Below are 11,904 nucleotides of genomic sequence, written 5' to 3' on the forward strand. Positions count from 1 at the left end.
TTCGGTTTACCAGATAGGGGAATCACACACGGCTGAAAAAGGCGGTGATATCGCTCTCTGCCAGGCTCGGGCCGTCAGAGCCGCGCCACGGACAGCGTCCAAATTCAATGCAGGGGGCAGGTCACCGCAGGCAGATCGCGCCGCCTGTGGGCAAATGGGATGCCTGGGAAGCTTTTTTATCCACAAGCCAGGGTGAAAAAAGCCAATTGCCGCCGTTCGCAGAAATCGGCGGTGGATAAATCAGTCGCCGCGCAGCGAAACCGCATCCGGCACATGCAACACCAGGTCACTGCGGGCCTCGGCGACACAGGGAAGCAGCCAGCCCTCGTCCTTTTCCTCCCGGGTCAGCCCGGGCCATTCGATCTGATAGGCAATTTCGCCTGTGGACAGTTTGCACATACAGGTCCGGCAGCTGCCATTGCGGCAGGAGTTGGGCATGCGGATGCCGGCGGCAAGTCCCGATTGCAACAAGGAAAGATGCGGTACTTGTTCAAATTGCAAACCCGAGGGCTGCAGGACAACCCGGTAGCGTTTGGCTTCTGTCATCTCGGTCTTGTCGGTTTGGCCAGGGTTTGAAGGCGTCTGTGGATAAGTCTTTGCATATCTGCTGGGCGCTTTGGGTATATCTGGATAATTTATCCACCTCCGATTTTTTGTCCAGAATCTGTGCCTTTGATGTGCAGAAGCTTACCAAGCGTTTATCAGAAAGCTAAATGCTTGATTTTTTTCGTGTAAACCGAGTTATCCACAGTTTTTGGCAACGTTAACTACTACTACTACTACTTATATATATCCACATCTAAATTAAAAGAGCAGAAGAGCGCACGCGGTGGACATCTTTCCAAAAACTTGGCTTTCAAACACCAAAACCAGGCAAAAAGCCCTTGGCAAAGGCATATAGCGGCACGACAGCCCTTTAGGTTCGGCAGGAAAACGGTGAGATCAATCAGTTTGTTGCCATGCAGATACATAATTGGTATCGACAACGCCGCTTTCTGGTCGATATTTCAATTCATCAGGCTTGCCAGACTTCTTGTAATAGTTGAAACACTGCCTTGATAGCATCTTCGTGTTGTCTTTTTTCCAATGAAATAAAACTCAACTCAGTGGACAACTCGACCGCATCCGCGATGACCAGACCATGCGCCTGTGCCTGGTTCAAGGCAATCGACTCGCGCGCCAGGGACAGTCCGACACCGGACTTGACCAGGTCCAGCATCGATGACTCCTGGTCCACCAGTGCAACCGTGTGCGGTTTTGATTGATGTTGCGCGAAGATACGGCTTAATAGGCGATGATGTGCAGATTCTGCCGGGGTCCAGATCCAGGGTAGGCGTGCCAGTTCCTTCCAGCTTTTGCCCGAGACCCGGTTCTTCCATCCCGCCGGGGCGAGGACGTTGTAGGTGAAGGAGGTCAGCGTCATGGCGTGGAAGCCCTTGCCGGGATCGCCCAGGAAATAACCGACGTCCAGATGGCCGGCCCGCACTTCGTTGAGGACCGATCCCGACATGTGATGCGATAGCTGGGTCGACAGACGCGGATGATGTTCGACCAGCAACTTCAGGAAAGCGCCGAGCCGGATGAATTCCGGATCGAGGATGGTGCCGATGGCCAGTGTTCCGGTCAGGACATTGTCACTGGAGCGCAGTCCGCTGGCATGGCGCCGCAATTCCTGGACATCGGCGAGGATACGCTCGGCCAGCGGCAGCAAGGTATTGCCTTCCACCGTCAAGACCATGCCGGATGCACTGCGATTGAACAATTGCAGGCCCAGGCTTTCCTGCAGCCCCTTGATCTGCAGACTGACTGCAGGTTGGGTCAGATGCAGCTTTTCAGCGGCCCGGGTCAGGTTACCTTCATGGGCAACCGAGATAAATGCGCGTAATTGCGTCAAATCCATCATCATCTCCAGCGATCAGAGGTCTATCCTGGCTTTCCACACTTGTGGATAAGGCCGTGGATATCCTGGTGAATAGCTTGTGGGAATCGTGTGGGTAGTATGTGAACAATAAAGACGGATTATAAGCATCCTTTATATTGCTCTTGATAATTCCTCATTGGATGCGGGCTCGGGCGAGGACTATTCTTGCTGTTCTATGCCGACCCGACCTGGTCGACGCATCGCAGGAAGGCGCAGGAGACGGCACCTTCACCCGACATCGACAACACCAAAGGAAAACTTATGAGCCTCCCGCACATCGACCACTTCATCAATGGCCAGCTTTCGCGTTCGGAAAGCGGTCGCAGCCAGGATGTCTTCAATCCGGCTACCGGCGCCGTCGCAGCCAAGGTGTCGCTGGCATCGGTGGCCGAAGTCAACGCTGCAGTGGCCGCTGCCAGTGCCGCCGCACCGGCCTGGGCCGAGACCGCGCCCCTGAAGCGCGCCCGTGTGCTGTTCAAGTTCAAGGAGTTGATCGAGCAGAACCACGATGCCCTGGCCCGCGCCATCACGCTGGAACATGGCAAGGTGTTCTCGGATGCGAAAGGGGAGGTGACGCGTGGCCTGGAAATCGTCGAATTCGCCACCGGTATCCCGCAATTGCTCAAGACCCAGTTCACCGACAACATCGGCGGCGGTATCGACAACTGGAACCTGCGCCAGCCGCTGGGCGTGACGGCCGGCATCACGCCATTCAACTTCCCGGTGATGGTGCCGCTGTGGATGGCGCCGATTGCGATCGCCACCGGCAACAGCTTCGTGCTCAAGCCCTCCGAGCGTGATCCTTCACCTTCGCTGATGCTGGCTGAACTGTTCAAGCGCGCCGGCCTGCCCGATGGCGTCTTCAACGTGGTGCAGGGTGACAAGGTGGCGGTGGATGCGCTGCTGGAGCATCCTGAGGTGCAGGCGGTCTCCTTCGTCGGTTCCACCCCGATTGCCGAATACATCTATCGCAAGGCCACCGAACGCGCCGGCACCTTCCCGCTGCGCGCGCAGGCCCTGGGCGGCGCCAAGAACCACCTGGTGGTCATGCCTGACGCCAACCTGGAGCAGGCTGTGGATGCGCTCATCGGCGCGGCCTATGGCTCGGCTGGCGAGCGCTGCATGGCGATCTCGGTGGCGGTGGCCGTGGGCAGCGTGGCCGACAAGCTGGTGGACGCCCTGATCCCGCGCGTGAAGGCCTTGAAGGTCAAGAACGGCATGGAAGACGATGCCGAGATGGGCCCGCTGGTGACCGCGGCCCACAAGGCCAAGGTGGAAGGCTATATCCAGAGCGGTGTGGATGCCGGCGCCAAGCTGCTGGTCGATGGCCGCGGCCTGAAGGTGCCGGGCCATGAAGAAGGTTTCTTCATCGGCGGTACGCTCTTCGACAACGTCAGCACCGACATGAAGATCTACCAGGAAGAAATCTTCGGCCCCGTGCTGTGCGTGGTGCGGGTGCCGGACTTCGCCTCGGCCGTGCAGCTGATCAACGCCCACGAATATGGCAACGGTGTGTCGCTGTTCACCGCCGATGGCAATACGGCGCACGAGTTCTCGCGCCGCATCCAGGTTGGCATGGTGGGCATCAACGTGCCCATCCCGGTGCCGATGGCCTGGCATTCCTTCGGCGGCTGGAAGCGGTCGCTCTTTGGCGATACCCATGCCTATGGCGAGGAGGGCATCCGCTTCTATACGCGCTACAAGTCCATCATGCAGCGCTGGTCGGCGACGATCGGCAAGGGGGCGGAGTTCACCATGCCGGTGGCCAAGTAAGCCGACGAGACAATACCCGCCGTTCGGACTGAGTAGCGCCGCAGGCGCGTATCGAAGATTCACCGTAGACGCACCTTCGATACGTCGCTACGCGACTACTCAGGCCGAACGGCCGAAGCAACTCAACGGCAAGAACAAGAACATAGCGGAGACAACATGCAATCGGCAGGGCAATACGACTACATCATCATCGGCGCCGGGACGGCCGGCTGTGTCATGGCCAACCGGCTGTCCAGGAAGACCGGCAAGAAGGTGCTGCTGATCGAAGCGGGCGCCAAGGACGATTACATCTGGATCCATATTCCGGTGGGCTATCTCTACTGCATCAACAATCCGCGCACCGACTGGATGTTCCGCACCGAGGCCGATCCCGGCCTGAACGGGCGCAGCCTGATCTACCCGCGCGGCAAGGTGCTGGGCGGCTGTTCTTCCATCAACGGCATGATCTACATGCGCGGTCAGGCGCGTGACTACGAGCACTGGGCGGACGTCACCGGCGACGACAGCTGGCGCTGGAACCAGGTGCTGCCTTGGTTCCGCAAGAGCGAGGACTACCACCTGGGCGAGAGCGAATTCCACGGCGCCGGGGGCGAGTGGCGGGTGGAGAAGCAGCGCCTGCGCTGGGACATCCTGGACGCCTTCCGCGACGCCGCCGCCGAGAACGGTATCCCCAAGCTTGATGACTTCAACCGGGGCGACAACGAGGGCTGTGGCTACTTCGACGTCAACCAGAAGCGCGGCGTGCGCTGGAACGCTTCCAAGGCCTTCCTGCGGCCCGCCATGAAGGATGGCAGCCTGACCATCATGACCGGCTCGCACGTCAGGAAGCTGCGCATGGAGCAGGGCGCCAACGGACCGGTCTGCACCGGCGTCGAATTCACCGGTGGTGGCAGCGAGTGGCTGGCCGAGGCCAAGGAGACCATCCTGTGCGCCGGCGCCATCGGCTCGCCGCATATCCTGCAGATGTCGGGCATCGGTGCGCCTGCACTGTTGCAGCAGCACCAGATTCCGGTGGTCCAGGCCCTGGCCGGCGTGGGCGAGAATTTGCAGGATCACCTGCAGATGCGCATGGTGTTCAAGGTCAACGGCACCAGGACCCTCAATGCCATGGCCTCGACCCTCTTCGGAAAGATGAAGATCGGACTGGAATACCTGTTGATGCAAAGTGGCCCGATGTCGATGGCGCCTTCGCAGCTGGGCGCCTTTGCCAGGTCCGACGCGCAACAGGCCAGCGCCAATCTGCAGTACCACGTGCAGCCGCTGTCGCTGGAAAAATTCGGCGATCCGCTGCATGCCTTCCCGGCCTTCACGGCCAGCGTGTGCAACCTGCGTCCGACCTCGCGCGGTCACGTGCGCCTGGCCTCCACCGATCACGCGCTGGCGCCGCGCATCACCACCAACTATCTCTCCACCGAAGAAGACCTGAAGGTCGCCGCCGACGCCCTGCGCCTGACCCGGCGCATCGCCGCCTCTCCCGCCCTGGCACGCTATCGGCCCGAGGAGTACAAGCCTGGCGTGCAGTACCAGAGCGAAGAGGATCTGCGCCGCGCCGCCGGTGACGTGGGCACCACCATCTTCCATCCGGTCGGCACCTGCCGCATGGGGCGCAGCGACGATGCCGCCGCCGTCGTGGACGCGCATTGCCGCGTGCGCGGGGTGTCGGGACTGAGCGTGGCCGATGCTTCCGTGATGCCCTCCATCACCTCCGGCAATACCAATTCGCCGACTGTCATGATTGCCGAGAAAGTCGCTTCCAGCCTGCTTTCCCGGGCGTAAACGGGGTATTCTCAGCCGCTGGCGGATACGGTGTTTATACGTATTGTATGAATGGTACGAACCGGCTACTATGCGCCAAATATTAAAACGAGCTTCTCGATTCGCCAGGTAGAAAACGGCGGCGCCTGCATTCACAAGATGCCGGCCAACCGCAGCAGGCAGGCCTTGACGACCGGATCAACCGGCGCGGGCATCAAAGGGAAAGAAGAGACCATGACAGACGTCATTCTGGAGACAAGAAACCTGACGAAGGAATTCAAGGGTTTCACGGCAGTGAGCGCGGTCAACCTGCAAATTGAGCGCGGCCATATTCATGCATTGATCGGCCCCAATGGCGCCGGCAAGACCACCTGTTTCAACCTGCTGACCAAGTTCCTGGTGCCGACCTCGGGCCAGATCCTGTTCAACGGTCGTGACATCACGATGGATGCACCGGCGCAGATCGCGCGCCAGGGCATCATCCGTTCCTTCCAGATTTCGGCCGTCTTCCCGCACATGAGCGTGCTGGAAAACGTGCGCATCGGCCTGCAGCGCAAGCTCGGTACCTCCTTCCATTTCTGGAAGAACGGCGAGAGCTTGAAGCAGCTCGACGAGCGTGCCATGCAGCTGCTGGAAGAAGTGGACCTCACCGGTTTCGCCCACACCACCACGGTGGACCTGCCCTACGGCCGCAAGCGCGCGCTGGAGATCGCCACCACCCTGGCCATGGAGCCGGAACTGATGCTGCTGGACGAGCCCACCCAGGGCATGGGCCACGAAGACGTGGACCGCGTCACGGCGCTGATCAAGAAGGTCTCGGCCGGTCGCACCATCCTCATGGTGGAACACAACATGAGCGTGATCTCCGGTATCTGCGACCGCATCAGCGTGCTGCAACGTGGCGCGCTGCTGGCTGAAGGCAGCTATGAAGAAGTTTCGCGCAATCCGCAGGTGATGGAAGCCTACATGGGCAGCACCTCGGTCGAACTGCAGGGAGCGCACTGATGAGCACCGCCACCATGAATGTCACCACCAGCACCTCGTCTTCCAACGCGCCGCTGGTACTGCAGATCAGTGACCTGCAATCCTGGTACGGCGAATCGCACATCCTGCACAACGTCGACCTGAACGTGCACCAGGGTGAAGTGGTCACGCTGCTGGGCCGCAACGGCGCCGGCCGCACCACCACGCTGCGTTCCATCATGGGCCTGGTCGGTACCCGCAAGGGATCGATCAAGATCAACGGTCAGGAAACCATCAACCTGGCCACCCACAAGATCGCCCACCACGGCGTCGGTTACTGCCCGGAAGAACGCGGCATCTTTTCCTCGCTCTCCGCCGAGGAAAACCTGATGCTGCCGCCCTTCGTCTCCAAGACCGAGAAGGGCATGTCGATCGAAGAGATCTACGACATGTTCCCCAACCTGAAGGAACGTCGCAACAGCCAGGGCACACGTCTGTCCGGTGGCGAACAGCAGATGCTGGCCGTGGCCCGCATCCTGCGCACCGGCGCCCGCCTGCTGTTGCTCGACGAGATTTCCGAAGGCCTGGCACCGGTCATCGTGCAGGCACTGGCGCGCATGATCACGACCCTGAAGGCCAAGGGCTATACCATCGTGATGGTCGAGCAGAACTTCCGCTTCGCCGCGCCCCTGGCCGATCGCTTCTATGTCATGGAACATGGCCAGATCGTCGAGTCCTTCGAGTCTTCGCAGCTGGAAGCGAAGATGCAGACCCTGAACGAACTGCTGGGCGTCTGATCCCGATCCACGCTCGCGTGAGCGGCGCCACGGCTGCGCCGCCTTCCTGATTTTTCCGTAGCACCTGCATCACCAGAACAAGAAGTACTGCCAAACAAGTACGTCAGCGGGGTGAGCGATCCTTTCCCCGTTCCACCAAGTTGTCTCGCTTCACTATTACACGCGGGCTTCATAACAGAGGAGATGAATATGAAACTTAAGGCAATGGCACTGGCGATTACCGCTGCAGCGGCAGCATTCGCGACGGCATCGGCTTCGGCCCAGATTTCGGGCGACGTGATCAAGATCGGTTTCATCACCGATATCTCGGGCGTGTATTCGGACATCGACGGCCAGGGTGGCGCAGAAGCCATCAAGATGGCGATCGCCGACATGGGCGGCGCCATCAACGGCAAGAAGATCGAACTGCTGGTGGCCGACCACCAGAACAAGGCCGACGTGGCCGCCAGCAAGGCCCGTGAATGGTTCGACCAGCAGGGCGTGGACATGCTCATCGGTGGCACCAACTCCGGTACCGCCCTGGCCAGCGCCAAGGTAGCGGCCGAGAAGAAGAAGGTCTACATGCAGATCGGCGCCGGTTCGGCCCGTCTGACCAATGAAGAGTGCTCGCCCTATACCGTGCACTACGCCTACGACACCGTGGCCCTGGCCAAGGGTACCGGTTCGGCAGTGGTGAAGCAGGGCGGCAAGAGCTGGTTCTTCCTGACCGCTGACTACGCCTTCGGCCACTCCCTGGAATCCGACACGGCCAACGTCGTGAAGGCATCCGGCGGCACCGTGGTGGGTTCGGTCAAGCACCCGCTGGGCGCGTCCGACTTCTCCTCCTTCCTGCTGCAGGCGCAGAGCTCCAAGGCCCAGATCATCGGCCTGGCCAACGCCGGTGGCGACTTCATCAACTCGGTGAAGGCTGCCAACGAGTTCGGCATCACCAAGACCGCCAAGCTGGCCGGTCTGCTGGTATTCATCAACGACGTGCACTCGCTGACCCTGAAGAACACCGAAGGCCTGTACCTGACCGATAGCTGGTACTGGGATGCCAACGAAGAGACCCGTGCCTTTGCCAAGCGCTACTTCGCCGTGCGCAAGAAAATGCCGTCGTCCCTGCAAGCCGCCGACTACTCGGCCGCCCTGCAATACCTGAAGGTGGTCAAGGAAATCGGTACCGACGATTCGGACAAGGTCATGGCTGCCCTGCGCAAGGCCAAGTTCAACGACATGTACCAGAAGAACGGCTACCTGCGCGCCGACGGCCGCGTGATGCACGACATGTACCTGTACCAGGTCAAGGCCCAGTCGGAATCGAAGTATCCGTGGGACTACTACAAGCTGGTGCAGACCATTCCTGCCGAGCAGGCCTGGACTACCAAGGCTGAATCCAAGTGCGCGGCCTGGAAGTAAGCAGGACGCACCGAGCAGCGCGCAACAAGCAGTAAGGCCATCGCACAGCCCAGCAAAATCTGTCATTTCTGTTCACGCGGGGATGGCAGATTTTTGCTGTAAGGCGCCGGGCGATGGTGATTTTCACCCATCTGGATGAACGGGTTTTTATGGAACTATTCGGCATACCCCTGCAAGCCCTGTTGAGCCAGCTCCTGCTGGGACTGGTCAACGGCTCCTTCTACGCCATGCTCTCGCTGGGCCTGGCGGTGATCTTCGGCTTGCTCAACGTGATCAACTTCGCGCACGGCACCCTGTACATGCTGGGCGCTTTCCTGGCGTGGATGGGCCTGTCCTATCTCGGCCTGAACTACTGGGTCATGCTCATCGTGGCACCGATTCTGGTGGGCGCATTCGGCATCGTCATCGAGAAGACCATGCTGCGCTGGCTCTACAAGCTGGACCACCTCTACGGGCTGCTGCTGACCTTCGGTATCACGCTGATGATCGAGGGCATCTTCCGCTCCATCTATGGCGTCTCCGGCCAGCCGTATTCGGTGCCTGACCTGCTGCAGGGCGCTACCAACCTCGGTTTCATGGTGCTGCCGAACTACCGCGCCTGGGTCGTGGTGGCTTCGCTGATCGTCTGTTTCGCGACCTGGTTCGTGATCGAAAAGACCCGCCTGGGTGCCTACCTGCGCGCCGGTACCGAAAACCCCAAGCTGGTGGAAGCCTTCGGCATCAACGTGCCGCTGATGGTGACCCTGACCTACGGCTTCGGCGTGGCATTGGCGGCTTTCGCCGGCGTGCTGGCCGCACCGGTGATCCAGGTTTCGCCGCTGATGGGCTCCAACCTCATCATCACGGTGTTTGCGGTGGTGGTCATCGGGGGCATGGGCTCCATCCTCGGCTCCATCCTGACCGGGCTGATGCTCGGCCTGATCGAGGGCCTGACCCGGGTGTTCTACCCCGAGTTGTCGGCCACCGTGGTCTTCATCATCATGGCCATCGTCCTGATGGTCCGTCCGGCCGGCCTGTTCGGCAAAGAGAAATAATCGGAGACCGGCATGAACAAGAAAATCGGAATTGCTGTTTTACTAATATTGTTGTTGGCTGCACCGTTTGGCATCTACCCGGTGTTCCTGATGAAGATGCTGTGCTTCGCGCTCTTCGCCTGCGCCTTCAACCTGCTGATCGGCTACACCGGCCTGCTGTCCTTCGGTCACGCCGCCTTCTTTGGCTGGGCCGGCTACATGTGCGGCCAGGCGCTGAAGGTATGGGGACTGCCAACTGAGCTGGGTTTGATCATCGGCACCCTGGTGGGCGCCTTGATCGGCCTGGTGATGGGTTTGCTGGCGATCCGCCGGCAAGGCATCTACTTCACCATGATCACCCTGGCGCTGGCGCAGATGCTGTTCTTCGTGGCCTTGCAGATGCCGTTCACCGGTGGCGAGGATGGCTTGCAGGGCGTGCCGCGCGGCAAGCTGCTGGGCTTCCTGAGCCTGGAAAGCGACATGACCCTGTACTACGTGGTGCTGGCCATCGCGGTGGCGGGCTTTGCCCTGATCGTGCGCACCATCCATTCACCCTTCGGCCAGGTGTTGAAGGCGATCAAGGAGAACGAGCCCCGCGCCATCTCGCTGGGCTATGACGTGGCGCGCTACAAGCTGCTGGCCTTCGTGCTGTCGGCCGGTCTGGCGGGCCTGGCTGGTGCCACCAAGACGCTGGTGCTGGGCTTCGAGACCCTGACCGACGTGCACTGGAGCATGTCCGGCCTGGTGGTGCTGATGACCCTCGTGGGCGGCCTGGGCACCATCCTTGGTCCCATCGTCGGCGCGGTCATCATCATCATGCTGGAGAACAAGCTGGGTGACATCGGCAGCTGGCTGGCCAATGCCACCAGCATCGACTGGTTCAACACCCTGGGTGACTCGGTGACCATCGTGACCGGCTTCATCTTCATCGTCTGCGTGCTGGCCTTCCGCAAGGGCATCGTCGGGGAAATCCAGGCGCTGATCGGGAAAGGGCAGGCCAAGAGCTCGCACTAGCCCGTCTTCGACAGAGCGCGGGTCACCACCAGGGTGATCCGCTTGCCGCCGGCAAGTCACCGATCAGGTGATTTCCCGGCGGTAATTTTTTGTCCACAGGTTTTTCGTCGTCCTGTGCCAGGCATAACAGATCGTTCATGTTCCGGAACAGGAATGTGCAGGGCCAATCTGTTGCTGATGCTGCTGGTGGCGCGGCGGTAGAATGTGGGCCGGCCGAAGCGGGTGCTTATTGACGGCACCGGTCCGCCATCCCGGTTCTCCGATTATCCAGATCACCAATCCGCGCCTTATCTTATGCACAGCCTTGCATCACTGCCATCATCCCCATCGTCTCTCTTTTCCACAACACCTCATGCCGGCCCGGTCCGTTTCGTCACGGAGGTGAGGCATGCTTGATTACGTCATCCTGTGCGGCGCTGCGTTCGTTGCCGGTCTGATTGATGCGGTGGTAGGCGGGGGAGGGCTGGTGCTGGTACCGACCTTGTTCTCGGTCTTTCCCAACACCGCACCGGCCACGCTGCTGGGTACCAACAAGGTGGCCGGCGTCATGGGTACCAGTGCTGCCGCCATCAATTTTGCGCGCAAGGTGGCAGTACGTTGGAGCACCGTGACACCGGCAGCCATGGCAGCGTTTGCCTTTTCCTTCTTCGGTGCGTATGTGGTGACGCATATCCCGACCGATCTGATCCGCAAGGCCTTGCCCTTTGTATTGATCGCGGTGGCGCTGTACACGCTGAAGAAGAAGGATTTCGGTACGACCCATGCGCCCACGCTGAGCGGGAGCAGGGAAATGATCTACGCCGCCCTGATCGGTGGTGCGGTCGGTTTCTACGATGGTGTGTTCGGCCCGGGTACGGGGAGCTTCCTGGTCTTCCTGTTCGTACGAGTGTTCAGCTATGACTTCCTGTCGGCCTCGGCGGTCTCCAAGTTCGTCAACATCGCGACCAATCTCGCAGCCTTGTGCTGGTTCGGGTATAGCGGCCATGTGATCTGGCAATTGGGTCTGCTGATGGCAATATTCAATATCGGTGGCTCGCTGGTTGGCACCCGACTGGCGATGAAGCATGGCAGCGTCTTTGTGCGCAAGTTGTTCCTGATTGTGGTCGGAGCGTTGATCCTGAAGTCCGGGTACGACGCGTTTCTTCGCTAGAAAGCATGTTTGATGTTTCACGTGAAACAGCGTGAATGAAGTTGAAGACGGAGCCGATGGCTCCGTTTTTATTTGCTCGTTGAATTTCATCTAAGCACAAAGACATCCTCCCGATGTTCC

General features: G+C 60.1%; 10 protein-coding genes. 8 read left to right on the plus strand and 2 right to left on the minus strand.

The features are described 5' to 3' along the window. Nucleotides 1-240 precede the first annotated feature (240 nt). Both ACEOAC_RS00980 and ACEOAC_RS00985 read right to left on the minus strand, forming a co-directional pair. Complete coding sequence (locus tag ACEOAC_RS00980) at nt 241-546, minus strand: 2Fe-2S iron-sulfur cluster-binding protein (protein WP_006463441.1); 306 nt, start codon at nt 544-546, stop codon at nt 241-243. A 469-nt stretch (nt 547-1,015) separates the two neighbouring features. Beyond that, nucleotides 1,016-1,900, minus strand: a complete 885-nt coding sequence (locus ACEOAC_RS00985; RefSeq protein ID WP_413443409.1) for a LysR family transcriptional regulator — start codon at nt 1,898-1,900, stop codon at nt 1,016-1,018. 282 nt (nt 1,901-2,182) lie between these two features. On the opposite strand from ACEOAC_RS00985, the gene ACEOAC_RS00990 reads away from it, so the two are divergent. From ACEOAC_RS00990 to ACEOAC_RS01025, 8 genes are all read left to right on the plus strand, one after another. Continuing rightward, nucleotides 2,183-3,694 (plus strand): CoA-acylating methylmalonate-semialdehyde dehydrogenase, encoded by a 1,512-nt coding sequence (locus ACEOAC_RS00990; protein ID WP_413443410.1) that lies wholly within the window; start codon nt 2,183-2,185, stop codon nt 3,692-3,694. A 156-nt stretch (nt 3,695-3,850) separates the two neighbouring features. Beyond that, nucleotides 3,851-5,470, plus strand: coding sequence for a GMC family oxidoreductase (locus tag ACEOAC_RS00995; RefSeq protein ID WP_413443411.1), 1,620 nt, complete (start codon nt 3,851-3,853; stop codon nt 5,468-5,470). Nucleotides 5,471-5,683: 213 nt separating this feature from the next. Then, nucleotides 5,684-6,454, plus strand: coding sequence for an ABC transporter ATP-binding protein (locus tag ACEOAC_RS01000; RefSeq protein ID WP_241813418.1), 771 nt, complete (start codon nt 5,684-5,686; stop codon nt 6,452-6,454). After that, nucleotides 6,454-7,209, plus strand: a complete 756-nt coding sequence (locus ACEOAC_RS01005) for an ABC transporter ATP-binding protein (protein ID WP_077235304.1) — start codon at nt 6,454-6,456, stop codon at nt 7,207-7,209. Before ACEOAC_RS01000 ends, ACEOAC_RS01005 begins: the two co-directional genes overlap by 1 nt. Nucleotides 7,210-7,398: 189 nt before the next feature. Further along, on the plus strand, nt 7,399-8,607 hold the full coding sequence (locus ACEOAC_RS01010) for an ABC transporter substrate-binding protein (RefSeq protein ID WP_180671094.1): 1,209 nt from the start codon (nt 7,399-7,401) through the stop codon (nt 8,605-8,607). Between the two features lie 149 nt (nt 8,608-8,756). Further along, the gene (locus tag ACEOAC_RS01015) at nt 8,757-9,641 is read left to right on the plus strand and encodes a branched-chain amino acid ABC transporter permease (protein ID WP_077238596.1); all 885 of its coding nucleotides are present in this window, start codon (nt 8,757-8,759) and stop codon (nt 9,639-9,641) included. Nucleotides 9,642-9,653: 12 nt separating this feature from the next. Then, nucleotides 9,654-10,634 carry a branched-chain amino acid ABC transporter permease gene (locus ACEOAC_RS01020; protein ID WP_039875323.1) on the plus strand — a complete coding sequence of 327 codons (981 nt, stop codon included), beginning with the start codon at nt 9,654-9,656 and terminating at the stop codon, nt 10,632-10,634. A 388-nt stretch (nt 10,635-11,022) separates the two neighbouring features. Next, nucleotides 11,023-11,784, plus strand: a complete 762-nt coding sequence (locus ACEOAC_RS01025; protein WP_006463432.1) for a sulfite exporter TauE/SafE family protein — start codon at nt 11,023-11,025, stop codon at nt 11,782-11,784. Nucleotides 11,785-11,904: the final 120 nt, after the last annotated feature.

Source organism: Herbaspirillum frisingense, assembly GCF_047325095.1.
GTDB lineage: Bacteria > Pseudomonadota > Gammaproteobacteria > Burkholderiales > Burkholderiaceae_D > Herbaspirillum > Herbaspirillum frisingense.

Bases quoted from the DNA above. Each gene is read 5' to 3' on its own strand.
- ACEOAC_RS00980 (WP_006463441.1), bottom strand. From the start codon at position 546: ATGACAGAAGCCAAACGCTACCGGGTTGTCCTGCAGCCCTCGGGTTTG.
- ACEOAC_RS00985 (WP_413443409.1), bottom strand. From the start codon at position 1,900: ATGGATTTGACGCAATTACGCGCATTTATCTCGGTTGCCCATGAAGGT.
- ACEOAC_RS00990 (WP_413443410.1), top strand. From the start codon at position 2,183: ATGAGCCTCCCGCACATCGACCACTTCATCAATGGCCAGCTTTCGCGT.
- ACEOAC_RS00995 (WP_413443411.1), top strand. From the start codon at position 3,851: ATGCAATCGGCAGGGCAATACGACTACATCATCATCGGCGCCGGGACG.
- ACEOAC_RS01000 (WP_241813418.1), top strand. From the start codon at position 5,684: ATGACAGACGTCATTCTGGAGACAAGAAACCTGACGAAGGAATTCAAG.
- ACEOAC_RS01005 (WP_077235304.1), top strand. From the start codon at position 6,454: ATGAGCACCGCCACCATGAATGTCACCACCAGCACCTCGTCTTCCAAC.
- ACEOAC_RS01010 (WP_180671094.1), top strand. From the start codon at position 7,399: ATGAAACTTAAGGCAATGGCACTGGCGATTACCGCTGCAGCGGCAGCA.
- ACEOAC_RS01015 (WP_077238596.1), top strand. From the start codon at position 8,757: ATGGAACTATTCGGCATACCCCTGCAAGCCCTGTTGAGCCAGCTCCTG.
- ACEOAC_RS01020 (WP_039875323.1), top strand. From the start codon at position 9,654: ATGAACAAGAAAATCGGAATTGCTGTTTTACTAATATTGTTGTTGGCT.
- ACEOAC_RS01025 (WP_006463432.1), top strand. From the start codon at position 11,023: ATGCTTGATTACGTCATCCTGTGCGGCGCTGCGTTCGTTGCCGGTCTG.